Annotated in this window: 21 protein-coding genes and 2 rRNA genes (1 of these 23 running past the window's edge); 15 read left to right on the forward strand and 8 right to left on the reverse strand. The window is 67.7% G+C overall.

What is annotated here, in order from left to right; all coding sequences use genetic code 11:
• The 7 genes from OVA13_RS15355 to OVA13_RS15385 all read left to right on the forward strand — a co-directional run.
• A 23S ribosomal RNA gene (locus OVA13_RS15355) occupies nt 1-2,483 on the forward strand; it begins 397 nt to the left of the window's first position.
• Between the two features lie 126 nt (nt 2,484-2,609).
• A 5S ribosomal RNA gene (rrf, locus tag OVA13_RS15360) occupies nt 2,610-2,724 on the forward strand.
• Nucleotides 2,725-2,812: 88 nt separating this feature from the next.
• Complete coding sequence (locus OVA13_RS15365; protein WP_267793548.1) at nt 2,813-4,072, forward strand: dipeptidase; 1,260 nt, start codon at nt 2,813-2,815, stop codon at nt 4,070-4,072.
• A gap of 109 nt (nt 4,073-4,181) precedes the next feature.
• Nucleotides 4,182-5,042, forward strand: a complete 861-nt coding sequence (locus OVA13_RS15370) for a metal-dependent hydrolase (RefSeq protein WP_267791329.1) — start codon at nt 4,182-4,184, stop codon at nt 5,040-5,042.
• A gap of 190 nt (nt 5,043-5,232) precedes the next feature.
• A complete protein-coding gene (gene rpoH / locus OVA13_RS15375; protein ID WP_267791330.1) occupies nt 5,233-6,111 on the forward strand; it encodes an RNA polymerase sigma factor RpoH in 879 nt (292 codons plus the stop codon).
• Between the two features lie 125 nt (nt 6,112-6,236).
• The gene (locus tag OVA13_RS15380) at nt 6,237-7,625 is read left to right on the forward strand and encodes a hypothetical protein (protein ID WP_267791331.1); all 1,389 of its coding nucleotides are present in this window, start codon (nt 6,237-6,239) and stop codon (nt 7,623-7,625) included.
• 86 nt (nt 7,626-7,711) lie between these two features.
• Nucleotides 7,712-8,179 carry a DUF1203 domain-containing protein gene (locus OVA13_RS15385; protein ID WP_267791332.1) on the forward strand — a complete coding sequence of 156 codons (468 nt, stop codon included), beginning with the start codon at nt 7,712-7,714 and terminating at the stop codon, nt 8,177-8,179.
• On the opposite strand, the gene OVA13_RS15390 is transcribed toward OVA13_RS15385, so the two are convergent.
• Genes OVA13_RS15390 through OVA13_RS15400 form a run of 3 tightly spaced genes read right to left on the reverse strand, consistent with a single transcriptional unit; the run spans nt 8,152 to nt 12,981 of the window.
• The gene (locus OVA13_RS15390; protein WP_267791333.1) at nt 8,152-9,450 is read right to left on the reverse strand and encodes an NAD(P)/FAD-dependent oxidoreductase; all 1,299 of its coding nucleotides are present in this window, start codon (nt 9,448-9,450) and stop codon (nt 8,152-8,154) included. The genes OVA13_RS15385 and OVA13_RS15390 overlap by 28 nt on opposite strands.
• Before the next feature lie 22 nt (nt 9,451-9,472).
• Nucleotides 9,473-10,798: an MFS transporter gene (locus tag OVA13_RS15395; RefSeq protein ID WP_267791334.1), complete on the reverse strand. Its 1,326-nt coding sequence runs from the start codon at nt 10,796-10,798 to the stop codon at nt 9,473-9,475.
• Nucleotides 10,798-12,981, reverse strand: coding sequence for a primosomal protein N' (locus tag OVA13_RS15400; protein ID WP_267791335.1), 2,184 nt, complete (start codon nt 12,979-12,981; stop codon nt 10,798-10,800). Before OVA13_RS15400 ends, OVA13_RS15395 begins: the two co-directional genes overlap by 1 nt.
• Nucleotides 12,982-13,426: 445 nt before the next feature.
• Here OVA13_RS15400 and OVA13_RS15405 point away from each other — a divergent pair, with 445 nt between their 5' ends.
• Nucleotides 13,427-14,401, forward strand: coding sequence for a hypothetical protein (locus tag OVA13_RS15405; RefSeq protein WP_267791336.1), 975 nt, complete (start codon nt 13,427-13,429; stop codon nt 14,399-14,401).
• Nucleotides 14,388-14,972: a DUF3106 domain-containing protein gene (locus OVA13_RS15410; protein WP_267791337.1), complete on the forward strand. Its 585-nt coding sequence runs from the start codon at nt 14,388-14,390 to the stop codon at nt 14,970-14,972. Before OVA13_RS15405 ends, OVA13_RS15410 begins: the two co-directional genes overlap by 14 nt.
• Before the next feature lie 3 nt (nt 14,973-14,975).
• Here the strand turns inward: OVA13_RS15410 and OVA13_RS15415 are convergent, their stop codons facing one another.
• Together OVA13_RS15415 and OVA13_RS15420 are read right to left on the reverse strand one after the other, a co-directional pair.
• Nucleotides 14,976-15,293, reverse strand: coding sequence for a DUF4286 family protein (locus OVA13_RS15415; protein ID WP_267791338.1), 318 nt, complete (start codon nt 15,291-15,293; stop codon nt 14,976-14,978).
• A gap of 2 nt (nt 15,294-15,295) precedes the next feature.
• Nucleotides 15,296-16,516 carry a DUF3667 domain-containing protein gene (locus OVA13_RS15420; RefSeq protein WP_267791339.1) on the reverse strand — a complete coding sequence of 407 codons (1,221 nt, stop codon included), beginning with the start codon at nt 16,514-16,516 and terminating at the stop codon, nt 15,296-15,298.
• A 102-nt stretch (nt 16,517-16,618) separates the two neighbouring features.
• On the opposite strand from OVA13_RS15420, the gene OVA13_RS15425 reads away from it, so the two are divergent.
• The 4 genes from OVA13_RS15425 to OVA13_RS15440 all read left to right on the forward strand — a co-directional run bounded on the left by OVA13_RS15425 (nt 16,619) and on the right by OVA13_RS15440 (nt 21,935).
• The gene (locus OVA13_RS15425; RefSeq protein ID WP_267791340.1) at nt 16,619-17,995 is read left to right on the forward strand and encodes an MATE family efflux transporter; all 1,377 of its coding nucleotides are present in this window, start codon (nt 16,619-16,621) and stop codon (nt 17,993-17,995) included.
• An 85-nt stretch (nt 17,996-18,080) separates the two neighbouring features.
• Nucleotides 18,081-19,979 carry a signal peptide peptidase SppA gene (gene sppA / locus OVA13_RS15430; protein ID WP_267791341.1) on the forward strand — a complete coding sequence of 633 codons (1,899 nt, stop codon included), beginning with the start codon at nt 18,081-18,083 and terminating at the stop codon, nt 19,977-19,979.
• A gap of 1,033 nt (nt 19,980-21,012) precedes the next feature.
• Nucleotides 21,013-21,510: a hypothetical protein gene (locus OVA13_RS15435; protein ID WP_267791342.1), complete on the forward strand. Its 498-nt coding sequence runs from the start codon at nt 21,013-21,015 to the stop codon at nt 21,508-21,510.
• 47 nt (nt 21,511-21,557) lie between these two features.
• Nucleotides 21,558-21,935, forward strand: coding sequence for a hypothetical protein (locus tag OVA13_RS15440; protein WP_267791343.1), 378 nt, complete (start codon nt 21,558-21,560; stop codon nt 21,933-21,935).
• A gap of 3 nt (nt 21,936-21,938) precedes the next feature.
• Here the strand turns inward: OVA13_RS15440 and OVA13_RS15445 are convergent, their stop codons facing one another.
• Nucleotides 21,939-22,208: a hypothetical protein gene (locus OVA13_RS15445; protein ID WP_267791344.1), complete on the reverse strand. Its 270-nt coding sequence runs from the start codon at nt 22,206-22,208 to the stop codon at nt 21,939-21,941.
• A 60-nt stretch (nt 22,209-22,268) separates the two neighbouring features.
• Between OVA13_RS15445 and OVA13_RS15450 the strand changes: the two genes are divergently transcribed.
• Nucleotides 22,269-23,045, forward strand: a complete 777-nt coding sequence (locus OVA13_RS15450; RefSeq protein ID WP_267791345.1) for an SDR family oxidoreductase — start codon at nt 22,269-22,271, stop codon at nt 23,043-23,045.
• A gap of 91 nt (nt 23,046-23,136) precedes the next feature.
• Entirely contained in the window at nt 23,137-24,192 is a 1,056-nt protein-coding gene (locus OVA13_RS15455) for a type 1 glutamine amidotransferase domain-containing protein (protein WP_267791346.1), read from the forward strand.
• Between the two features lie 24 nt (nt 24,193-24,216).
• Here the strand turns inward: OVA13_RS15455 and OVA13_RS15460 are convergent, their stop codons facing one another.
• Nucleotides 24,217-24,873, reverse strand: a complete 657-nt coding sequence (locus OVA13_RS15460; RefSeq protein ID WP_267791347.1) for a DUF4124 domain-containing protein — start codon at nt 24,871-24,873, stop codon at nt 24,217-24,219.
• The gene (locus tag OVA13_RS15465; protein ID WP_267791348.1) at nt 24,870-25,619 is read right to left on the reverse strand and encodes a DUF4124 domain-containing protein; all 750 of its coding nucleotides are present in this window, start codon (nt 25,617-25,619) and stop codon (nt 24,870-24,872) included. Before OVA13_RS15465 ends, OVA13_RS15460 begins: the two co-directional genes overlap by 4 nt.
• Nucleotides 25,620-25,652 lie beyond the last annotated feature (33 nt).

Below are 25,652 nucleotides of genomic sequence, written 5' to 3' on the forward strand. Positions count from 1 at the left end.
ACCATCCTCCAAGGCTAAATACTCCTGACCGACCGATAGTGAACCAGTACCGTGAGGGAAAGGCGAAAAGAACCCCGGAGAGGGGAGTGAAATAGACCCTGAAACCGTGTGCGTACAAGCAGTAGGAGCCCGCAAGGGTGACTGCGTACCTTTTGTATAATGGGTCAGCGACTTACTGTTCGTGGCAAGCTTAACCGTATAGGGGAGGCGAAGGGAAACCGAGTCTGATAAGGGCGCATAGTCGCGGGCAGTAGACCCGAAACCGGGTGATCTAGTCATGCCCAGGGTGAAGGTGCCGTAACAGGTACTGGAGGCCCGAACCCACTCCCGTTGCAAAGGTAGGGGATGAGGTGTGATTAGGAGTGAAAAGCTAATCGAACCCGGAGATAGCTGGTTCTCCTCGAAAGCTATTTAGGTAGCGCCTCGTATGAATCTTCTTGGGGGTAGAGCACTGTTATGGCTAGCGGGACATCGCGTCTTAGCAAACCATGGCAAACTCCGAATACCAAGACAGAATGTACGGGAGACACACGGCGGGTGCTAACGTCCGTCGTGAAAAGGGAAACAACCCAGACCCACAGCTAAGGTCCCAAATTCATCGCTAAGTGGAAAACGATGTGGAAAGGCACAGACAGCCAGGAGGTTGGCTTAGAAGCAGCCACCCTTTAAAGAAAGCGTAATAGCTCACTGGTCGAGTCGGTCTGCGCGGAAGATTTAACGGGGCTAAGCGATGAACCGAAGCTTGGGGTGCATAACTTTGTTATGCGCGGTAGAGGAGCGTTCCGTAAGCCGTTGAAGGTGACTTGAGAAGGTTGCTGGAGGTATCGGAAGTGCGAATGCTGACATGAGTAACGATAATGCGGGTGAAAAGCCCGCACGCCGAAAGCCCAAGGTTTCCTTGCGCAACGTTAATCGACGCAGGGTTAGTCGGTCCCTAAGGCGAGGGCGAAAGCCGTAGTCGATGGGAAGCAGGTTAATATTCCTGCACCTCGCGTGAGTGCGATGGAGGGACGGAGAAGGTTAGGTGTACCGGGCGTTGGTTGTCCCGGGGAAAGGCGGTAGGTTTGGATCTTTGGCAAATCCGGGATCCTTTAAGACCGAGCACCGAGACGAGTCCTTTTGGACGAAGTCACTGATACCACGCTTCCAGGAAAAGCTCCTAAGCTTCAGCTCACGCAGACCGTACCGTAAACCGACACAGGTGGGTAGGATGAGAATTCTCAGGCGCTTGAGAGAACTCGGGTGAAGGAACTAGGCAACATGGCACCGTAACTTCGGGAGAAGGTGCGCCCTTGATGGTGGCTACATGCGTAGCTGAGCTGTCGAGGGCCGCAGAAACCAGGCCGCTGCGACTGTTTATCAAAAACACAGCACTCTGCAAACACGAAAGTGGACGTATAGGGTGTGACGCCTGCCCGGTGCTGGAAGGTTAATTGATGGGGTCAGCCGCAAGGCGAAGCTCTTGATCGAAGCCCCAGTAAACGGCGGCCGTAACTATAACGGTCCTAAGGTAGCGAAATTCCTTGTCGGGTAAGTTCCGACCTGCACGAATGGCGTAACGACAGCGGCGCTGTCTCCACCCGAGACTCAGTGAAATTGAAATCGCTGTGAAGATGCAGCGTTCCCGTGGCAAGACGGAAAGACCCCGTGAACCTTTACTATAGCTTTACATTGAACGTTGAGTTCGTCTGTGTAGGATAGGTGGGAGGCTATGAAACCGAGGCGCTAGCTTCGGTGGAGCCAACCTTGAAATACCACCCTGATGTGCTTGACGTTCTAACCTAGGTCCGTAATCCGGATCGGGGACCATGTATGGTGGGTAGTTTGACTGGGGCGGTCTCCTCCCAAAGAGTAACGGAGGAGCTCGAAGGTACGCTCAGCGCGGTCGGACATCGCGCACTGTGTGCAAAGGCATAAGCGTGCTTGACTGCGAGATCGACGGATCAAGCAGGTACGAAAGTAGGACTTAGTGATCCGGTGGTTCTGTATGGAAGGGCCATCGCTCAACGGATAAAAGGTACTCCGGGGATAACAGGCTGATACCGCCCAAGAGTTCATATCGACGGCGGTGTTTGGCACCTCGATGTCGGCTCATCACATCCTGGGGCTGTAGTCGGTCCCAAGGGTATGGCTGTTCGCCATTTAAAGTGGTACGCGAGCTGGGTTCAGAACGTCGTGAGACAGTTCGGTCCCTATCTGCCATGGGCGTTGGAGATTTGAGAGGGGCTGCTCCTAGTACGAGAGGACCGGAGTGGACGAACCTCTGGTGTTCCGGTTGTCACGCCAGTGGCATTGCCGGGTAGCTATGTTCGGAAGCGATAACCGCTGAAAGCATCTAAGCGGGAAGCGCGCCTCAAGATGAGATCTCCCGGGGCACAAGCCCCCTAAAGGAACCATCAAGACTAGGTGGTTGATAGGTCAGGTGTGTAAGTGGGGCAACCCATTGAGCTAACTGATACTAATGATCCGTGCGGCTTGACCATATAACCTCAAGTGGCCTTGGACTCGACGATATCGTCAGAGAAAATCCAATGCCCGCTACGTCACAAGACCCTATGAGAGATTGGCGCCTTAATCCGTTCCTTGGATGGCGACGCTCCAACCCTCTCCCTGGTGAAATTAGCGCTGTGGTCCCACCCGTTCCCATCCCGAACACGGAAGTGAAACGCAGCCGCGCCGATGGTAGTGTGGCTTAAGCCATGCAAGAGTAGGTCATCGCCAGGGGCTTTACCCCAAACCCCCGTCCGTATGGACGGGGGTTTTTTATTGCTCCGCTTTCGCCAACAATCGAGGCTTGACCATCTCAAGGGCGATGCGCATGAAGTTTTCTCCGGGACTGGCGGCGGCGTTGGCGTTGCTTTGTTGCTCGCCCAGCGTGGCAGCCGTCGATCAGGTGTCGCCGCGCGCGCGTCAGGTACACGACGCGGCACTGGTGCTGGACACGCACCTCGATACGCCCGCCAATCTCCGCCGCCCCGGCTGGAGCATTGCAGACAACCACCAGCACGAAGGAGACCTGTCGCAGGTCGATCTGCCACGGATGAAATCCGGTGGCCTGGATGGCGGTTTCTGGGTGGTCTACACCGCGCAGGGTGCGCGCGACGTGGAAGGCAATCGCGCCGCCCGCGATCATGGCCTGGAGAGGCTCACCAGCATCCACGAGATGCTGGCCGCCCACGCAGACGCCTTGGAGCTCGCCCTGACGGCCGAGGATGCCGAACGTATCGCCGCATCCGGCAAGCGCGTGGCCTTCATCAGCATGGAGAACGCCGCACCCCTCGCCTCGGATCCCAGCCTGCTGACGGCGTACCACCGCCTCGGCCTGCGGATGCTGGGCATCACGCATGTGCGCAACAATGACTTCGGTGACTCCTCCACGGACCCCAAGGGTGCGGAATGGAACGGACTCAGCCCGGCGGGCAAGGCGCTCGTGGGCGAGGCCAACCGGCTGGGCATCGTGCTTGATGCATCCCATGCCAGCGATGCGGTGTTCGACCAGTTGCTGGCGTTGTCGCGGGCGCCGATCGTCCTGTCGCACACAAGTGCGGACGCGGTCTACGATCATCCACGCAACATCGACGATGAGCGCATCCGCCGCCTGGCAGCCAAGGGAGGCGTCATCCACGTCAATGCCTTTGGTGGTTACCTGATCCCGACGCCTAAGATTCCCGCGCGCGAGCAGGCGTTGGACGTGCTGAGCAAGGAGTATGGCCCCGAAGGGAAGATGCCGGTCGACCGCATACCCGCCTACCTTGCGGCACGACGCGCCATCGAAGCGCGCTACCCGGTGAAGCGTGCCACGCTCGACGACTACATGGCCCATCTGTTGCACATACTGAAGGTGGCGGGTCCGGAACACGTGGGCATCGGTGCCGATTGGGATGGCGGCGGCGGCGTGGTGGGGCTGGAAGATGTCGCCGCATTGCCGTTGATCACGGAGCGTCTGCTGCGCGCCGGCTACAGTGAGCAGGATGTCCGCAACATCTGGGGAGGCAATCTGCTCCGGGTGCTCCGTCAGGCGCAGGCGGCGGGCAGTGCAGGGAATCAGAACGCTCCGGGTTCGTCCTTGTAGCTCCACGCCGGCGTCGCTGGGCAGCGCGACCCCGCCTGCAACGGCGGGCGAGCGGTTACGGGCGCTTCGCCGTCCCGCCGATGCATGCGAGTGGAAATGAAGTCAGCTCATGATCGAAACCATCACGCCTCGCCGATTCGCACGGCCGTTTGCCGGCGATATCCCCAAGCACTGGCTGCCGGACAACGAGGTGGTGTCTTCCATTCTCAACGCCTACACGATTCTGGTGCCGGCAAACGAGAGCTTCTACATCCGCACCTTGAAGGCATGTCTGTCGCGCATCGACAGCAGCGAGCTGCGCGCCCGCTGCCAGGATTTCATCCTTCAGGAGGCGCAGCATGGCGTGGCGCACAAGCGCTACTGGCGCAATCTCGATGCGCAAGGCTATCGCTTCCGCGGCTTTGAGGCGCAGGTCGACAGGCTGGTGTTCCGCCTCATCGAACGGGTGGCACCGTTGGGGCTCCGCCTGTCGCTGGTGAGCTGCGTTGAGCACATCAACGCGTATCTGGGCCATGAGTTCCTGTCACAGCACATCCTTGCCGACGCCGATCCGCGCATGCGCGACCTGATGGAATGGCACTTCGCCGAAGAGATCGAGCACCGGCGCGTCGCCTTCGACGTGCTGCAGGCCGTCTCACCCCGTTACCCCACACGCGTGCTCGGGTTTGCGCTGACGGCGGGCCTGTTCTATGCGCTGCTCACCAGTCTGTCGATCGCCTTGCTGGCGCAGGACGGCATCCTGTGGCGCAAGGCGACCTGGGTGCAGTGGTCGCGGCACCTGGGCGCGTCGCACCACATGTTCCGCCGCACGCTGCGGCACCTGCGGGATTACCTCCGTCCCCGGTTCCACCCTTCCACCATGCAGAATGACGCCATGGCAGCGGCGGTGCTGGCCCGCCAGTTCTCCCAGCGCCCGCCTGCCGTGACGCCGCTACCTTCCCGGCCCGCGCGCGATCGCTCACGAGGCTGAACGCGCGGAAACCATGCCGCAGCTCGCTGCAGGTCCCTCTCGCTCACGTCGCCACTAAGTGCCTGATATCCATTGATTTTATCGTAGGGCGCAGGGAACTTCCGGCCGACGTCATCGTTCCAGTGGCGGGACGATACGGAACTTTCCATGCGGTTAGCAGTCGAACCACCCGACTGCTAAGATGAGTGCCATGAGCCAGAACACCCCCACTACCGCACTGGTTTCCCACAACCTCCCGATCCCCAGCGCGCTGGGCTCGCTGGACGCGTACATCAGCGCCGTGCACCAGATCCCGGTGCTGACGGTTGATGACGAACGCGCCTTGGCGACCCGCTTCCGCGAAGAGGAAGACCTCGATGCCGCCCGTGAGCTGGTGCATTCGCACCTGCGTTTCGTCGTGCACGTGGCACGCGGCTACAGCGGCTACGGCCTGCAACTGGGCGACCTGATCCAGGAAGGCAACATCGGCCTGATGAAGGCGGTGAAGCGTTTCGATCCCGACATGGGCGTGCGCCTGGTCAGCTTTGCCGTGCACTGGATCCGTGCCGAGATGCACGAATTCATCCTGAAGAACTGGCGCATCGTCAAGGTCGCGACGACCAAGGCGCAGCGCAAGCTGTTCTTCAACCTGCGCAAGTCCAAGACGCGCCTGGGCTGGATGAATGCGGCCGAAGTCAGTGCCGTCGCCAAGGACCTCAATGTGTCCGAGCGCGAAGTGCTGGAAATGGAGTCCCGCCTGTCGGGCCGCGACATCGGCTTTGATGCGCCTTCCGACGAGGATGAGGACCATGCGCCGCCGTCCCCGGCGAGCTACCTGGTCGCGCATGACGAGGATCCCTCGCAGGCCTACGAACGCGCGGACAGCCAGGACAACCAGCTGGAACTGCTGCGTGAAGGCCTGGCCGGGCTGGATGATCGCTCGCGCGACATCATCAAGCGCCGTTGGCTGGACAGCGAAAGCAAGATCACGCTGCAGGAGCTCGCCGACGAGTACGGCATCTCCGCCGAACGCGTACGCCAGGTGGAAGCCAATGCGCTGAAGAAGATGAAGGCATTGTTCGCCGCGTGACATCACGCTTCGCGTCATCCGGAAAAGGCCCCTCATCGGGGCCTTTTTCATGGGCGGAAAACGCACTCGCACGGCCGGAACTGTGCTCAACTACGCCACGATTTGCAGACCACAAGGAGCAGGCAATGCGTTTGGGGGAAGGAAGACTGGGGAATCTCTGTCGTGCGGCGCTGATCGCGCTGATGCTGCAGGTACCGATGGCCATGGCGGCCGACGCGGATTCCAATACGAAGACGGCACAGGGCGGCATCCGGTTCGGCATGGACCGCGAGGAGTACGACGCGCAGGCCCGCGCGGCGATGCAGGTGGACCCCATGGTGGCCGCGCACATCGGTGCGATCCGCAAGGCCACGCTGGACGAAGCCGCCAGCATGGACGCGCCCGGTCCCGACGTGCTGGTGTACGACGTGGAAGGCAACCGTGGCAAGGGCCGCGTGACCGCACGCTTCATCACCGTCAGCGCGAACGCCGAGGCGCTTGGGCCGGGCACGCTGGTGATGGCGGACGGTACCGAACACGCCATCGAAGGCGATGCCGACGCCGTCGCGAGTGAGCACGATGGCCATGACCACCACGAAGAGGTCGCGGCCGGCGAAGGCGAGGACATCTTCATCCGCCAGGCGCGCGAAGCGGCCCAGCGTTATCCGCTGGTGCAGCAGCATGTGGGCCAGATCGAGAGCTTCACGATCAACGCGCAGGAAACCGGTGCCGCGCCGGGGATCAACGAGTTCGTGTTCGATGTGGTGGGCAGCAAGGGGCGTGGCCGCCTGCAGGCGGACTTCATCACCGTGAGCGCGGAGACCGAACGGCTGGGCAAGGGCGTGCTGACGCTGGCCAACGGTCGGCGCTATCCGTTCGAAGGCGAAGCGCCGGGTCCGGATGAAGACGATGCCGCTTCCGACGACGATGGCCTGAGCGGCCTGCAGGACAACATCTTCACCCGCCAGGCGCGCGCCGCCGTGCAGCGCTATCCGCTGGTGCAACAGCATATCGGCGACATCACCGCGTTCGACCTCGACCTGATGGCCAGCGGTGAAGCCGAAGGCGCCACGGAGTTCGTGTTCGACCTGAAGGGCAGCAAGGGCAACGGCCGCATCCTGGCGGACTTCATCACCGTGGACGCCGACACCGAACGCCTTGGCAAAGGCGTGTTGACGCTGGCGGACGGGCGTACGTTCCCGTTTGAAGGAGAAACCGCCCCGGCGCGCAGCGCCGCCGATGCCATCCCGGCGACGTTCGCCACCCAGGATGGCATCTTCGTGAAGCAGGCGCGCGTGGCCATGCAGGCCAACACGACGGTGCGCCAGCACATCGGCGACCTGCGCCAGGTCGTGTTCGACCGCGAAACATCGTGGGCACTCGCGGGTGACCGGTATGTCTTCGATCTGGTCGGCAGCAAGGGAAGCGGCCGGCTGGAAGCCGAATTCATCACCGTGGATGCCGATACCGAAGCCCTGGGCGACGGCGAACTGGTGATGGCCAACGGGCGCAAGCACACCTTGTCCGCACAGTGACGCTCGCCTGGCGTGTCGCAAGATCCGGATAGCGACGCCGCTCCGCACGCAGGACCATGACGCCATTCCCTTCCCGGAGTGGCGTCATGCGTTTTACCGTCAGTGGATTGTCCGTGCAGCCCTTCCAGCCGCTGTTTGCGTTGGATGACGCGGCACTCGCTTCCCGCAACATCCGGCGCGTCACCGCCGACAGTGACCGCGGCTTCCCCTGCCGCATCTCGCTGCAGGACGCGGTCGTCGGGGAGTCGTTGCTGCTGCTGCCGTATCGGCACCACGATGCCGATGGACCCTATCGTGCCAGCGGGCCGATCTTCGTCCGCGAGGCCGCCACCGTCACCGCCGTGTTCGACAACGAGGTGCCGCCCTTCCTGTCGCGGCGCCTGCTCTCGCTACGCGCCTACGACATTGGCGGCTGGATGCATGCAGCCGACGTCGTGGAAGGCGTCGATGCGGACGCGTGCCTGCGGCGCATGTTCGCGGATGAGCGCATCGCCCGCATCCATATCCACAATGCGCGGCCGGGATGCTACGCCTGTCGCGTCGATCGCGCCTGATCGTCGCGGTCCGCGCCCAGGATGATGCGTGCGCCGCGCTGGTAGCTCCAGTACGCCCAGAACCAGTTCAGCAGCACGATCATCCGGTTGCGGAAGCCGATAAGGAAGAACACGTGCGCGGTCAGCCAGAACCACCACGCCAGCAGCCCCGAGAATTTCAGTCGTCCGAAATCCACCACGGCGGCCATGCGGCCGATCGTGGCGAGGTTGCCGTAGTCCTGATAGCGGAACGCACTGGTTGCCTGGCCGGCGAGGCGCGCGCGCAACGCCTGCGCCACATGGCGCCCCATCTGCTTGGCGGCCGGCGCTACGCCGGGCACCGGCTTGCCGTCGGACGCCACCGCGGCCAGATCGCCGGCCACGAAAATGTCCGGATGCCCCGGCACGCTCAGGTCGGGCAACACCGGCACACGCCCCGCCCGATCCAGCGGCACGCCCAGTGAACGCGCCAGCGGCGAAGCCGCCACGCCCGCCGCCCACACCACGGTCTTCGCGGGGACGAAGGTGTCGCCCAGCCGGTAGCCGTCGCCGGTGATGTCGCTGACCGGCGTGCCGGTCGACACGTCGACGCCCAGCTTTTCCAGCTGCCGCCGCGCTTTTTCCGACAGCGCGTCGGGAAACGACGCCAGCACGCGCGGTCCCGCTTCGATCAGCCGCACGCGGGCCTGCGAGGGATCGATGTGGCGGAACTCGTTCTTCAAGGTATGCCGCGCGATCTCGGCCAGCGTGCCGGCCAGTTCGACCCCGGTGGGGCCGCCACCGACGATGGCGAAGTTCAGCCACGCCGCGCGCCTGGCGGGGTCGGGCTCCGCTTCGGCGCGTTCGAATGCCAGCAGCAGGTGGCGACGCAGGCGCAGGGCGTCATCCAGCGTCTTCAGGCCCGGCGCATGCTGCGCCCATTCGTCGTGGCCGAAGTACGCGTGCGTCGCGCCGGTAGCCAGCAACAGATGATCGAAGGCCACCGTGTCGCCGTCGGCCAGCGTGATGCATTTGTCGTGCGGTGCGATCGCCACCACGTCGGCAAGGCGGACTTCCACGTTCTTCTGCCTGCGCAGGATATGGCGCAGCGGCGCGGCGATGTCGGGTGCCGACAGGCCCGCCGTGGCCACCTGGTACAGCAAGGGCTGGAACAGGTGGTGGTTGTGGCGGTCGATCAGGGTGATCCGCACGGGCAGATCGGCCAGGGCCCGCGTGGTCCAGAGGCCGGCGAAGCCACCACCGACGATGACGATGTGGGGAAGTGCTGCTTGCATGCTCCGTGCTCCAGTCATCGGGTGCGATTGTCGCATGCCGTCAGCCGCCATCCCGGTCGATCAGCGATGTCCTGCGCGTATCGGGCATCCACAGGTACACCAGCAGCGAGCAGGCGATGCAGGCGGTGACATACCAGTAGAAGCCGGTCTCCATGCCGGCCTGCTTGAACCACAGCGCCACCATGTCCGCCGTGCCGCCGAAGGTGGCCACGGTGAGCGCGTAAGGCAGTCCCACGCCCAGTGCGCGGATCTCCACCGGGAACAGTTCCGCCTTCACCACCGCGTTGATCGCGGTGTAACCGCTCACGATCACCAGTGCCGCCATCACCAGCCAGAACGCCTGCGTGGCGCTCTGTGCGTTCTGCAGCTGGCTGAGGATCGGCACGGTGAACAGGGTACCGAGCACGCCGAACGCGATCAGGATGGGACGCCGGCCGATGCGGTCCGACAGTGCGCCGACCACCGGCTGCAACAGCATGTAGAAGAACAGCGTGGAGGCATTGATCAGGCTTGCCGTTTCCGCCGCCATGCCGGCGCTGTTGACGAGGAATTTGTGCACGTAGGTCGTGTACGTGTAGAACGCCAGCGTGCCGCCCATGGTCAGGCCCACCACCGTCAGCAGGGCGCGCGGATGACGCATCAACTGGCGTAGCGTGCCCTGCCGTTGCTGCTGGTCGCCGGACGCATCGGCTTCGGCGCGCACGAAGGACTCGGTCTCGCTCATGTTCCGTCGCAGCCAGAGCGCGATGACCGCTGCCACGGCGCCGATGAAGAACGGGACGCGCCAACCCCATTCGCGCAGCTGGTCGTCGGTGAGGAACACGCGCTGCAGCGCGATCAGCACGCCCAGCGCGATCAGATGACCCATCACCAGCGTCACGTACTGGAAGCTGGACCAGAAGCCCCGATGCCCGCGCGTCGCCATCTCGCTCAGGTAGGTGGCCGACGTGCCGTACTCGCCGCCGACCGACAACCCCTGCAGCAGCCGCGCCAGCACCAGCAGGACCGGCGCGGCGATGCCGATGCTGGCATACCCCGGCGTGCACGCGATGATCAGCGAGCCCGTGCACATCATCAGCACCGAGAGCATCAGGGCGCGCCGGCGGCCGTGGCGGTCGGCATAGCGGCCCAGCAGCCAGCCGCCCAGCGGCCGCATCAGGAAGCCCACCGCGAAGACCGCCGCGGTCTTCAGCAGCTGGCTGGTGTCGTCGTCGCCGGGGAAAAAGACATCGGCGAAGTAAAGCGAGAAGGCGGCGTAGACGTACCAGTCATACCACTCGACCAGGTTGCCCACCGAGCCGCTGAAGATGCTGCGCAGGCGCTGTGCGGGTGTCATCGGGGGAACGGTCGTGAACGTCGCTGTCATCAGTACAGGTCCATCGGATCGATATCGAGCGACCAGCGCGTGCGCCGCGCTTCGGGCAATGCGTGGATGTCGGGCAAGGCCGCGTCCAGCAGGCGATGCAGTGGCCGGCGCTCCGGCGACGACAGCAGCAGCTGCACGCGATGCAGGCCGGCGCGGCGCGGCATCGGCGCGGGCAGCGGGCCGTGCATCTCCAGCGAGGCATCGTGCTTGCGCAGCGCCTGCTTGGCCGCCTGCAGGAACTGGTGCGCCGCGTCCACGTGCTGGGCTTCGGCGCGCATCAGCGCCAGGTGCGCGAACGGCGGGAAGCCGGCGGCTTCCCGCTGCTCCAGTTCGGTTTCGGCGAAGGCGTGGTAGCCACCGTTGATGAGGGTGTTGAGCAGCGGATGGTCGGGGTGGTGCGTCTGCAGCCAGACCTGTCCGCGCTTGCCGGCGCGGCCCGCGCGGCCCGCGACCTGGATCAGCTGCTGCGCGAGCTTCTCGCCCGCGCGGAAGTCGGTCGAGAACAGGCCTTCGTCCACGCCCACCACTGCCACCATCGTCAGGTGCGGAAGGTCGTGCCCCTTGGCCAGGATCTGCGTGCCCACCAGGATGCCGGGGGCTTCACCGAGCTGCGCCAGTTGCTTGGCCAGGCCGTCGCGGCGTTGCGTGGTGCCGCGGTCCACGCGCAGCACGGGCACGTCGCCGAAGCGTTCGGCCAGCATTTCCTCCAGCCGTTCGGTGCCGATGCCCTGGGGTTGCAACGCCAGGCCGCCACAGTCGGGGCACGCGGGCGGTGCGGGTTGGCGCGCGCCGCAGTGGTGGCATTGCAGGCGGCGTCCCGCGCCATGCACGGTCATCGGGGTATCGCAGCGCTTGCAGCGCGCGCTCCAGCCGCAGTCGTGGCACAGCAGCACCGGCGCGTACCCGCGACGGTTCTTGAACACCAGCACCTGTCCGCCCGCATCCAGCGCGGCGCGGATCGCCTGCAGCGTGTCCGGCAGCAGGCCGGCATCCTGGTGCCGCTTGCGCATGTCCAGCACCCGCACGCCGGGCGGCTGTGCTTCGCCGGCGCGGCGCGACAGCCGCAGGTGCGCATAGCGTCCGCTGCGCGCGTTGTGCAGCGTTTCCAGCGACGGGGTGGCGCTGCCCAGCACCACCGGCACGTCCAGCGCCTTGGCGCGCACCAGGGCGAAGTCGCGGGCGTGGTAGCGGATGCCGTCCTGCTGCTTGTAGCTGCCGTCGTGTTCCTCATCCACGATCAACAGGCCGGCCTGCGGCAGCGGCGAGAAGATCGCCGAGCGGGTGCCGACGATGACCCGCGCTTCCCCGCGCAGGCAGGCGGCCCAGGTGCGTGCGCGTTCGTTGTCGTTGAGCCCCGAATGCAGCGCGTGCACCGGAATGCCCAGGCGCTCGCGGAAACGCGCCAGCGTCTGCGGGGTGAGCCCGATCTCGGGCACCAGCACCAGCGCCTGCCTGCCGCGTGCCAGGCAGGCGGCGATGGCCTGCAGGTAGACCTCGGTCTTGCCGCTGCCGGTGACGCCGTCCAGCAGCAGGGCGCCAAAGCCCTGGGTGGACGTGATGGCATCGGCCGCCACCTGCTGCTCGGCATTCAGCGCGGGACCCGCGCGCGGCGCGGGCACGGGCGGGTTGGCCGGCACGGCGTGCCGTTCGGCCAGGTCGCGTTTTGCCAGTGCGCGTGCCGCGGTGCGCCAGTCGTCCATGCGCAGGTCGAGTGCATCCTCGCCCAGGGCTTCGGCTTCCAGCAGGTCGGCCAGCCGGCGGGGGCGGCTGCCGGTGCGCAGGCGCTCGCGCTGCACGACACCCTCGGCGGTCAGCCGCCAGGCCCAGGCATGGGTCTCCGGGAGGGGCTCGCCCAGACGCAGTGGGGTCGGCAGCGCGGTGGCGACCACCTCGCCCAGGGGCGCGTGGGTGTAACGGGCCAGCCAGCGCAGGGAGTCGAGCAGTTCGCCGGCCAGCAGGGGCGCGGGGTCGAGCAGGGCCAGCGCCTGGCGCAGCTCGGGGCCCTCGGCGGTGGCGGCGCCCACGCCGGCCACCAGCCCGGTCAGCTCGCGGTTGCCGAACGGCACCTGCACCCGCCGGCCGACGTCCTGGCCGGAGACGGCATGGCCGTCCGGGGGCAGGTAGTCGAAGGTGCGGGGCAGCGGTACCGGCAGGGCGACGTGCAGGACGGAAGGGGTGGGCATCGCGCGCAGTTTATCGGGCCTGCCGGGTCCCGGTGAGGGCATGTGCAGTTGCACCCACTAGCTGCCAATAAATTGACGAAGATCACGCAAGTGCCGGCCAGCTAAGGGGATTCCGGTTTATCCACACAATCTGTGGATAAATCTGTGCATGGCGGCTTTGCTTCACGCCGTGAAGAGCCAGTTGCAAGCGTGCGCGCCGGGTTGGCGAAAAAAACGCCAAACAGATATTTCCCTTTAGAATCATCAAGTTGGGCGTGAAACCGGTTTGCAACAAAGCGCCTGCACCTGTCCCCGGGTCACAAGGTGACAGTGAAGTGACGGCTGTGCACAACGCATTTCCCGGAAACCCTTGTGCCGCCGAAGAGAGCAGATTCCGGACGGCTGTCAAGCGTTCGTTGGAGGGGCCCGGCTGGCTATGATCCGGGGGTCCGCCACCGGTTCCATGATGACGTCCTCGCCCGCTTCCACCCCCCCGCCGCCGGCCGCCCTCTCCGCCTTCCTGCGGGGGTGCGAGCGGCGTGGCGCCGTCTTTGCCGAGTTGCAGGCCGGGGACCCGGAGCGCGGTGACGTGGCGCTGGCCGCCACCCTGAGGGCCTTCCGTGCCCACGCCGCGGCACTGCCCCTGGCGGACTGGCCGCGTCGCTTCTGGGCGCTGCTGGTGGCCACCCCGCCGCTGCGGGCCGCCGCACCGGGCGCCCGCTGGCCGCCGGCGCTGCAGCCGCTGTCGCTGGCGGCACCGGCGGACCGCGCCGCGCTGCTGCTGCGGCTGGTCGCCGGCCTGCAGGAAGACGATGCGGCGGCCGTACTCGGCTGGACGATGGAGGCCTACCAGCAGGCGCTGGCGCGCGCGTGTCCCCGCGGCGCTGCCGGCGAGCCCGACGCGGTGGCCTGGCGTGGGCTGGCCGACGCGGTACAGCAGCACCTGCGTGACCTGCCCCCCGCGCGGCTGACGCGTCTGGCGCGCCTGCGCGAAGACGCCCTGGCCGGCACCCGGATTCCCCCCTCCGCGCCGGCCCCGTTACGCGCCCCACCGCCGCAGGGGATGGAGCGCCTGCCGGCCGCGCGCCGCCGTTGGCCGTGGGTGGTGCTGGTGCTGGCCCTGGTGGCGGCCGCGCTGGCCGCGACCTGGTTCTGGCCGCCGGCGGTGCCGGGCGCGCGCTCGCCGTCCGGTGCGGCGCGTGCCGGGGAAGGCGTGCCGGAGGCCGCACCCGCACTGACGGAGCCCCTGCCTGCCGCGGAAGCCCCCGCGGCCCGCTTCGATGCCCAGGTGGCCATCACCACCCACGCCGATTTCGAACTGCTGGCCGATCCGGACGGTGAGGCCATCGCCCGCCAGGCGGATTTCCTCGCCTGGTACATCGCCCAGGCCGGCAACGATCCGGCCGTGCCGGCGCAGGAGGTCCCGCATGCGGCGCCGTGATGCCAACGCAGGGCGGCTGGCCTTGTGCCTCGCGCTGTCGGTCCTGTGGCCCGTCGCCGCCCAGCAGGGCGACCCGCAGCGGCAGTGGGACACGATGAGCGCGGAACAGCGCCAGGCATGGCAGCTACGCCAGCGCGCCTGGGATGCCCTGCCGCTGGCAGAGCGCGAAGACCGGCGCGCGCGTTATGCCGCCTGGCGCGGGCTGGACAGCGTGCAGCAGGCGCGGCTGCGCACCGCGGCCGAGGCGTTCGCTGCGTTGCCGGTGGCGGAACAGGCGGCCTTGCGCGCGCGCTTCGACACGCTCGACGCCATGCAGCAACGCGGCTGGCGCCTGGGGCCCGCCCTCGGCGCGGACTGGCCGCGGCTGCAGCCATTGTTCGCCTTCGTCCCGCCCGACGAGCGCGTCGCGTCGCTGTCGCTGCTGCGCCAGTTGGATGCGGAACAGCGCGATGACCTGGCGGCGTTGGCGCAACGGCTGCCGCCACAGGATCGCGAGGCCTTCCGTCGCGACCTGCTGGCCGTGCCGACGGAGCAACGCGGCGCCTGGCTGCGCGCGCGACGCGCGCAGTAACGGTCAGGCGTTGCCGAAGCGGTGCAGGATGCGCCGGCGCGCGCGGAAGCGATCCCCGAAACGCTGCTGGGCGTCCGCGCGCATGCCGGCTGCGTGCGTGCGCAGGTAATCGTCCAGCGCCGCGCGGTCGCGCAGGTGGTACTGCACGCAGAAGACGACGCGGTCGGGGTCGGGCGCGGGGTCGTGCTGTTCGTAGAGGGAAGCACCGGTGAAGCCGGGCAGGGCCAGCATCTGCTCGACGTGCCCGCGCAGCCAGGCGACGTAGGCATCGCGGACAGCGGCTTCGACGTCGAGCGTCACTTCATAGATGACGGGCTGCATGTTCAGGCATTCATGAACGTGCTGAAGACCAGGAAGACGATCGCCGACACCAGCATCATGAAGTAGAGCGTTCCCAGCAGCGTGTACTTCACCAGCGTGATGATCCAGAGCTGGCGATAGACGCGCTGTTGCATCCAGAAGAGGTACACCGGCATCCAGGCGCAGATCAGCATCTGCATCAGCGTCATCGGCAGCCGGGCCAGCGACTGGGTCTCGGGGATCAGCGCGTTCAACGCGGACAGGATGCAGATCACCAGCACGCACAGGCAGAGATACGCGTGGCTGTACAGCGCCACCACCAGGTGTTCCAGGTATACCCGCCGCGTTTCCACGTAGAAGATCTTCAGCAGCAGCGCGAAGACCGGCACCAGCACGAACAGGGCCGACGGGATGGAACCGATCAGCACGTTCTTGAAATGCTCGCCGTCGCTCTGCAGGCGCGGGATGTTCTTCTCGGCACGCGCGATCTTCTTGTTGAGCCAGCGATTGGCGAAGTCCGGCCACCAGCCGATGCGCACCGGGTTGTCGGTCGGGTGGAAGGGCTTGCCCTTGTGGCTGAAGAGCGAGCCGTCCACTTCGCTCGGCAACGGCTGGCCTTCGATGTACCTGTCGGGTTGCGCGAGCGCGGGATGGCCAGGCTGCAGCTCGGCGATGCGTTCCCGCGCGCGTCGCTGCGTGGCGTAGATGTTGCGCTCGATGGGCGCGCGCACGAAGCCCAGCGCGCCGGGCACGCTGGCATGCGCCGACAGCAGGTCGGCCAGGGTCTTGTCGCGCAGGCGGATGACGTCGTCGACCGTCGTCAGCGGGCGGAAATCCACGCCGCCATCGTTCGGTTCGGCCACCAGGTTCGTCTGCGCGGTGCCGTCCGCCTTGGCCGGCACGGGCGGCGGCGTCGGCAATTCGCCCAGGTGCACGGTGAACTTCGCCACGAAGAACGTCAGCACGCTGATGATCACGAACAGCCGCAGCGGCGCCACGTACGGCGCGCGGTGCCCGGCCAGGTAGGCATTGGCCAGCCTGCCCGGCGACATCAGCGTGCGCAGCGTGCGGAAGATGCGGCCGTCCAGGTGCCAGAACGATTCGAACACCTCTTCCACCGCATGCCCGAAGCTGCGCAGCGGGTTGTGCGCGTTCTGTCCGCACTGGTGGCAGAAACCGCCCTGCAGCACGGTATGGCAGTTGTCGCACGCGCTGGCGTGCGCCGGGTCGGCAGTCGGGGTCATGTGGCGTTTGGGGTCGACGGGGTGCGAGCGGGTAAGATACCGGCCTCCCGTGACCCGGTGCCAGCGCGCAACCGCGCGACCGTAGTCCGGCGGTCTCTTTCCATGTCGTCCCCTGCCCTGCTGTCCCCGCCCTTCCGCAAGGAAGTGCGCGCCACGGCCACCCTTGCATTACCCCTGGTCCTGGGCCACGTGTCCACCGGCCTCATCGGCTTCGTCGACAACGTCATCGCCGGCCACCACGGCACGCAGACGCTGGCCTCGGTGACGGTGGGCACCGCGCTGCTGTGGCTGCCGATGATGGTGCCGATCGGCACGCTGATCTCGCTGACCGCCTCGGTGTCGCAGCTCGATGGCGCCAACCGCCGCGACGAGATCGCGCCGCTGTTCCGCCAGGCGCTGTGGCTGGCCCTGGGGTTGGGACTGCTGATGTTCGCCTTCCTCAGCGCCGCGCCGCTTGCGCTGGCGTCGTTCGGCATCGCGCCGGAGATCATCCCGGGCGCGACCGCCTTCCTGCACGGCATCCGCTGGGGCGTGCCGGCGCTGACGCTGTACTTCTGCATGCGCTACCTGAGCGAAGGCATGCACTGGACGCTGCCGACCATGCTGATCGGTTTCGGCGGGCTGTTCGTGCTCGGGCCGGTGGGCTACGTGCTGACGTTCGGCAAGCTCGGCTTCCCGGCGATGGGTGCGGGCGGGCTGGGCATCGCGTCGGCCCTCACCATGTGGCTGCAGGCAACGACCTTCGCGGTCTACCTGTGGAATACCAAGCGCTTCGCGCACCTGCAGCTGTTCGCGCATTTCGAATGGCCGCGCCGTGCGCCGATCGCCCAGCTGCTGCGCACCGGCCTGCCCATCGGCATCACCGTGCTGATGGAAGGCAGCCTGTTCATCGTCACCGCGCTGCTGATCGCGCGCCTGGGCGCGTTGCCGGCGGCGGCGCACCAGATCGCCATCAACGTCTCGGCGCTGTGCTTCATGATCCCGATGGGCGTGGCCGAGGCCACCACCGTGCGCGTGGGCCACGCGCTGGGCTCGGGCGAACGCGACGGCATCCGCCGCGCGGCGCACGCCGGCTACGCCATCGTGCTGGCCACGCAGGCGCTGTCGGCGCTGTTCCTGCTGCTGGGCCATGACCTGGTGGTGTCGCTGTATACCGACGACCTGGCCGTGGCCGCCCTGGCCGGCACGCTGCTGCTGTACGCGGCGGCCTTCCAGTTTCCGGACGGCATCCAGGTGCTGTCGGCCGGCGCGCTGCGCGGCCTGAAGGACACCCGCGTGCCCATGTGGCTGGCGGCGGTATCGTACTGGGGCCTGGGCATGCCGCTGGGCGCCGGACTGGGGCTGGGCCTGGGCTGGGGCCCGCAGGGCATGTGGCTGGGACTGATCCTGGGCCTGACCGCCGCCGCCGTGCTGCTGGGCTGGCGCTTCGAGCGCAGCAGCCGGCGCCCGCCCGCATCCCTGTCGCTTGAACGCGCGTAGACCCGCTGACGGGCACGGTGACTAAAGGGGCATGAATCCCTCACGTCCGACACGGTAAAGTGCCTGCAGTTTCCCGGAGTTGCCCATGAACCAAGTCGTCCGTCGCGGCCCCATCGCCACCTTCTTCGTCGGCCTGTGGGATGTGATGAATTTCACCCGCAAGCTGGTGCTGAACCTGATCTTCTTCGGGCTGCTGTTCCTGTTGCTGATCCTCTTCGTGGTCGCGGTGGGCAGTGGCGGCGGCGTGCAGCCGCTGACCGAGCGCACCACCTTCGTGCTGGCGCCGGAAGGCCGCCTGGTGGAGCAGTTCACCGCCGACCCGGCCACGCGCGCGCTGGCCAAGGCGCTGGGCGACAAGAGCGCCGAGGAAGTGCAGCTGCGCGACCTGCTGCGGGCCATCGAGGGCGCGCAGAATGACAAGAACATCGAACGCATGCTGCTGCGCGTGGACGAGCTGCAGCCCACCGGCTACGCCTCGCTGCGCGAAGTCGCCGCCGCGCTGGCGAAGTTCCGCGCCTCGGGCAAGCAGATCGTCGCGTTCGGCGAGAACATGACCCAGGCGCAGTACCTGCTGGCCGCACAGGCCAACGAGGTCTACATCGACCCGATGGGCAGCCTGCTGCTGGAAGGCCTGGGGCGCTACCGCCAGTACTACCGCCAGGGCCTGCAGGAAAAGCTCGGCGTGGACGTGCACGTGTTCAAGGTGGGCGAATACAAGTCCGCCGTCGAACCCTATGTGCTGGACGCCGCCTCCAAGGAAGCCAAGGAAGCCGACCTGTACTGGATGAACGACGTCTGGCAGCGCTTCCTCGCCGACATCGCCAAGGCCCGCAAGACCACGCCCGAAGCCCTCGCGGCCGGCATCGACACGCTGCCCGAAGGCGTGGCCGCCGCCGGCGGCGACCTGGCCAAGTACGCCCTGCAGCAGAAGCTGGTGGACGGCCTGAAGACGCAGGAAGAAGTGGAAAACCTGCTGATCGAGCGCGGCGTGGCCGATGAGGATTCCGAGACCGGCTTCCGCCACGTCACCCTCGGCGGCTACCTGCTGCAGCTGGATGGCAAGCGCATGCCGCTGGACAAGCGCCCGCAGGTCGCCGTGGTGGTGGCCGAAGGCGAAATCACCGACGGCGACCAGCCGGCCGGCCGCGTCGGTGGCCTGTCCACCTCGGCGCTGCTGCGCGAGGCACGCGACGACGATGACGTGAAGGCCGTCGTGCTGCGCGTGGATTCGCCGGGTGGCGGCGTGTTCGCCTCCGAGCAGATCCGCCGCGAAGTGGCCGAGCTGAAGAAGGCCGGCAAGCCCGTCGTCGTGTCGATGGGTGACCTGGCCGCGTCCGGCGGTTACTGGATCAGCATGAATGCCGACCGCATCTACGCCGACCCGTCCACCATCACCGGTTCCATCGGCATCTTCGGCATGATCCCCACCGTGCCGCGCACGCTGGAGAAGATCGGCGTGCGTACCGACGGCGTGGGCACCACCCGCTTCGCCGGCGCGTTCGACATCACCCGTCCGCTGGACCCGGCCGTGGGCCAGGTGATCCAGTCGGTGATCGACAAGGGCTATGCGGATTTCACCGGCAAGGTCGCCGACGCGCGCAAGAAGCCGGTCGAAGAGATCGACGCCGTGGCGCGTGGCCGCGTGTGGAGCGGTGCGCAGGCCAAGGAACGCGCGCTGGTCGACGAGCTGGGTGGCCTGGACGCCGCGCTGGCCGACGCCGCCAAGCGCGCCAGGCTGGGCGATGCGGACGCCTACCGCGTGCGCTACATCGAGAAGATGAGCTCGCCGTTCTCGCAGTTCATGTCCGGCTTCGCCAGCAGCCGCCTCGGTGCGGCATGGCTGAAGGATTCCGGCTTCGCCCGCGGCCTGCTGGCCCGCAGCCTGCCGGAGATGGACGCGCAGCTGCGCTTCGTCGACGAAGCGGTCAACAACCGCCACGGCGCGCCGGTGAAGACGCTCGCGTACTGCTTCTGCGGCTTCTGACGCGCAACGCGCCGGGGGCCCACCTCCCGGCGCACTGACGCCCATCGATCAGCAGAAAGCCCGGCATGTCCGGGCTTTTTGCTGGGCGTGGCCAGGGCGAAGTATCGCGTGCGGGGCTCGCCGGCATCGCACGCACGGCGGGAGCGTGGTGCCAGGGTCCTGCAACCCGGTGGCGCCACGTAGCCCGGGTAAGCGCGGCGCACCCGGGGCATCGGGACATGTCGCTCGCCCGTGTCCCCGGATGCGGCCGCTGGCCTTATCCGGGCTACCCCGCTCCCGCCCGGAGCGCGAGGCGGAAAGCCCCGCGCGTGACGCCCCCCAGCACCGCGCGTCGGGCTGCTTCACTCCAAGCGTCAGGTTCGTCTGCATGAAGCGCGAGGCTCAACAGCCGGAGTGCGGTGCTTTCCCACTCGGAACGCGATGCGGAAAGCCTCGCGCGTGACGTTCCCGATCCCCGGGCGTCGTGCTGTTTCACCCCAAGCGTCGGGTTCGTTTGCCTGAAGCGCGAGGCTCAACAGCCGGCGTGCGGTGCTCGCCCGCCCGGAGCGCGAGGCAAAAAGCTTCGCGCATGACGCTCCCGAGCCCCGTGCCATGAACCCTTCTCCCCGCGGGCGGGGAGAAGGTGCCCGCAGGGCGGATGAGGGCGGGCGGAGAGGTGGTGCTGAAGCCACGTAGCCCGGGTAAGCGCAGCGCACCCGGCGCATCGGGACATGTCGCTCGCCCGTATCCCCGGATGCGGCCGCTGGCCTTGTCCGGGCTACGCCGGCTTCGAAGACGTCATGCACGGGCGACATGGGTGGCTCCGGCGCCGCCCACCCGCCTTCGGCACCCTCTCCCCGCAAGCGGGGAGAGGGGAAATCCCGCCCTGCATCCGTCTACGCAGACGATGCGGGAAGAAGAACGCCGTGCGCGGTGAAGGCCTGCCCGCAGGCGGGGAGCGGGCAGGGCAACGCCCCCGCACCGCCGGCATGGCCGCCGCCGCACCGGTCTGCGTTCAACAGGGCATCCCTGTATGGCTGACGGAACCCATCGCATGAACTGGCTGCTGCCCTGCGTGATCTGCATGCTCTGCTGTCCACTGCCGTTGTCGGCGCAGTCCGCGGCGCGCACGCAACGCGCGCTGTTGCCCGCCGACCCGTCGTGTGCGCTGCTGGATGCGCCAGCAGATGCAGGCGCCGTGGTGACGCCGGGGGGCTTCCTGCTGGTGCATCCGCGCAATGCGCAGCTGCCGGCGCGCTACTCCGGCTGCAAGACGCTGTGGATCATGGATGCCGAGCCGGCACCGCGGCGCTGGTCGACGTTGTGGTTCCGCGAGGGCCGGCTGCAGCGGGCGGTGCTGTGGCAGCGGGATGCGCCGCAGGACGTGGACCGCGTGTGCGACATGCCGGGCGGCACGCCGCCGGGGGCGACGGCGGCGGAACCGTGCACGGGCGTGGAGGGCAACGAACTGATGGGGTTGCTGCTGCCCAGCTGGCCGCGCGCCTGCACGGTGGACACCACGCTGACCGCGTGTGCGGGTGCGCCGGAATGAGGCGCGACGATCGCGGAGGGCGTGCCGGTACGCACGCATCACCTGCCATGGCGCGTTGGAAAGGCACGCCATGGAGGGTGGCGCTGCTGCTGGCGGTGTCGATGGCAACGGCGCGCGCCGACGACGGGTTCGCCGTCTTCATGACGCAATGGCGCGAGGCGCTCGTGCGCCGTGATGCGGTGGCGCTGGCGTCCCTGGCGCAGACGCCGTTCCTGTTCGACGGGCGTGCGCAGGACGAAGCGGGCGTGGCGCGCGTGGTGGTGCCGGCGCTGATCACCGACGAGGTGCGCGCGTGCCTGCTGGATGCCGTGCCGGTGGCGGAGGACGACCGCCAGGTGCTGTTCTGCGCGCCGTACGCGTTCTACCTGGGGCGCGTGGCGGGGCGCTGGCGCTGGGTGGAGTTCGCCGCCGACGGCGAACCGTAGGCGTCAGGGCGCGACGTCGTTGCCGATCGCGGCGGCATCGGCGGCATCGGCGGCGTCCTTCGCCGCATCGGCGGCTGCCTGCACCTGCGCTTCGACACCCTGCGCCTTCTGCAGGGGCGCCTGCATCGCATCGCGCAGGTCGGTGTCCGCGCCGGTGGCGGCCGTCGCCTGCGGTTCCGGCGGCTGGTCCTTCGGCGGCGGTTCCGGTGCGCGGCAGCCGGTGGCGAGTGTGGCCAGGGCCAGCAGTGCAACGACGCGGCATGCGGTCTTCATGGCGGCAACCCTCGGTGATGGCGTGACGCTATGCTACGCCCAACTGCAGAGGAGCGACCCGTGTCGGCGAACCGTTGGCGTCTGGACGGACAACGTGCCCTGGTCACCGGCGCCAGCGCCGGCATCGGCCTGGCCATCACGCGCGAGTTGCTGGGATTCGGCGCCGCCGTGCTGATGGTGGCGCGCGACGCCGATGCGCTGGAAGACGCACGGCACGACCTGGGCGAGGAATTCCCCGAGAGCGAGATCGGCATCCTGGCCGCCGATGTCGCCGACGACGAGGATCGCCGCGCCATCCTCGACTGGGTGGAAGACCACCCCGACGGCCTCAACATCCTGGTCAACAATGCCGGCGGCAACATCACCCGTGCCGCGGTGGACTACACCGAGGACGAGTGGCGCGGCATCTTCGAGACCAACCTGTTCTCGGCGTTCGAACTGGCGCGCTATGCGCATCCGCTGCTGACGCGCCATGCCGCATCCAGCATCGTCAACGTGGGCAGCGTGTCGGGCATCACCGCCGTGCGCAGCGGCGCGCCGTACGGCATGACCAAGGCCGCGCTGCACCAGCTGACCCGCAACCTGGCCGCGGAGTGGGCCGAGGACGGCGTGCGCGTGAATGCGGTCGCGCCGTGGTACATCCGCACGCGCCGCACTTCCGGCCCGCTGTCGGACCCGGACTACTACGACGAAGTGGTGGCGCGCACGCCGATGGGCCGCATCGGCGAGCCCGAGGAAGTCGCCGCCGCCGTCGGTTTCCTGTGCCTGCCCGCCGCCAGCTACATCACCGGCGAATGCATCGCGGTGGATGGCGGTTTCCTGCGGTACGGGTTCTGACGCCGTCACGCGCGGCGCGACGCGCCGATTGAAGTTGGTTTCACATCCTTGCCCTACGGTGCCTGCCCTGGGCTGACGGAAGGATGTGCACATGAAGCGATGGATCAGGCGGGGCGTGCTGGCCGGCGTGGCCGCGATGCTGGTGGTGGGGTTGGCGGCCGTCGCCGGCTGGCGTGCACTGGATCTGGAGGGCCAGCCGCGGGCCGACCCGCGCAGCACGCCCGCCGACCTGGTGTTCCTGCGCGACGCGGCGGCGCCGGCACGCGGGCGGATCCTGGCGGTGGTCACCAGCGCTGCGCATTTCCCCGACGGCGTGAAGAAGGCGGGGTTCGAACTGACCGAACTGGCGCGCGCGTACTACGTGTTCCAGGCCAACGGCTACCAGGTGGACATTGCCAGTCCGCGGGGTGGCTTGCCGCCGATGCGGTTGGACGACGAGGACATGGAGGATGCCGACCATGCCTTCCTCAACGACGCGGCGGCGCAGCGGAAACTGGCGGCCAGCCTGCGCATCGCCGACGTCGATCCTTCGCGGTATGACGCGGTGTTCTTCGTGGGCGGCAAAGGCACGATGTTCGATTTCCCAGACGACCCGGCCATCCAGCGGGTGGTGCGCCAGGTCTACCAGGCCGGCGGCGTGGTCGGTGCGGTGTGCCATGGCCCGGCGGCGTTGCTGGAAGTGCGGCTGGGCGATGGCACGCCGCTGCTGCGCGGCCGCCGCGTTACCGGCTTCAGCAACGCGGAGGAGCTCTTCCTGATCAAGGACGCGCGCGCGCGGTTCCCGTATCTGCTGCAGGACCGCCTGCAGGCGAAGGGTGCGCACTACGTGGAAGCGCCGATGTACCTGGACAACACTGTGGTCGATGGTCGACTGGTCACCGGGCAGAACCCGTGGTCGACGTGGTCCACGGCGGACGCGATGGTGAGGGCACTGGGCCATGCGCCGGTGGCGCGGTCACGCACGCGCGCGGAATACGCGGTCGAGGTGCTGGCCATCTACCACCGCGATGGCCCGGCCGCGGCACGCCAGGCACGCGCTGCGCGGCCCGATGCGGACAGGCGACTGCTGCTGATGCACGCGCTGGTGGCAGGCATGCAGGGACGCCTCGGCGATGCCTGGCGCCTGCAGCGGCTGGCGCACGGGTGAGCGCACCGCGCTGCGCTGCGCGCGCTACGGTGCGCCGCAGGTGCTCTCGTTGACGATGCGGGCGACGCGCTCGTACTCGGCGCGGTGCTTGTCGAGGTTCTCGGGGCGCGAGAAGCGGAAGGCCACCTCGGTTTCGTCGCGGCGCTTCTTCCAGGCATCGCACAGCGCGCCATCGGCGACGCGCGCGCAGGTGTCCTTCACCACTTCGCAGGCCTGGCCCGCGCCGGCCTGCGGATTGCCATCCAGGCCGACGGTGCGCAGCGGCACGCAGCGCGACGCGGGAACACTGTCCTCGGTGACGAACGTGTCCTTGTCATGGGTGGTGCACTGGTAGACCACCGGCGGCGGCAGGCGCGGCGCATCGGGATCGCGCGCGGGCAGGGTGGGCAGGGCGGTGGCGGCGGCCGCCGGCGCGGCCGGTGCACGCGGTGCGCTGGCGGCGGGCGCAGCCGTGGGTGTGCTGGCGGGCGACGGCGACATCGGCACGGTGGTGATGCCCTGCATGGTCCGCTTTTCCTGCTTCTGGTCCTTCGGGCAGGGCATGTTCTGCACGGTCAGGCTGCCGGCGGCATCGGTGCAGCGGTAGAACACGACTTCCGCGGCCGCGGCGTGGCCGGCAACGGCCAGCAGCAGGCAGAGGGAGCGCGCGCGCCAGGGGGACAGGGTGCTACGGATGTTCATCGGGTTCCACAATCATCGGCCATGCGCGCATCGATGCCGCGCTGTTCCAAGTCTATCCTGTCGCGCTCGCTGGGCATCGCGCTGTGGTAGCGCCGCAGGATCTCGTAGCGGCGGTCGGACAGCCGCGCGCAGACTTCCTGCTGCGGCAGGGCGTGGCATTCATCGCGCACCCATGCGCCACCGGCCGGCACCACGCCGGCCACGGGCGACGGCGGCGGTGGGCGCACCAGCGGCGGCGTGGGCGGCACGCGGATCGGGCCGCCGCCACTGGTGATGGACAGGTGGCCGTTGCCGATGCCGGCCGTGCCCGACACGCTGGCGCCGCCACCGCGCCAGCCGCCGTAGCCGTAGGCAGGCACCCAGTACGGCACCCAGCGCGGATTGCCGTCGCCGTTGTCGCTGGTGTACGCGTCGCCGTCGGGGGTGACGCATTCGTACATGGGCCGCGGTGGCGAGCGGTAGACCACGCGTTCCTTCACCGTGGGTGCGGACGCGGGTGCCGGTGCGGCGGTGACGGCCGCGGCAGGCAGGGGCGCGGGATCGCGTGGACGCTGCATCGAACGCACTTCCTGCCGTTCGCCTTTCCGGCAGGGCGAATCGCGCAGGGCCACCGCGCCGTCTGCACCGATGCAGCGGTAGATGGTGACCGCCGCGGGCGCATCGGTGGCCGGCGCCTGTGCCGCATGGGCGGGAAGGGCCAGGCACAGCGACACGGCAAGGACAACGTGCGGGCGGAGGCGCGACATGCGCGGATAGTGCGCCGTGGTGCGGGTGATGGA

Source organism: Pseudoxanthomonas sp. SL93 (assembly GCF_026625825.1).
In the GTDB taxonomy this organism is placed as follows: domain Bacteria; phylum Pseudomonadota; class Gammaproteobacteria; order Xanthomonadales; family Xanthomonadaceae; genus Pseudoxanthomonas_A.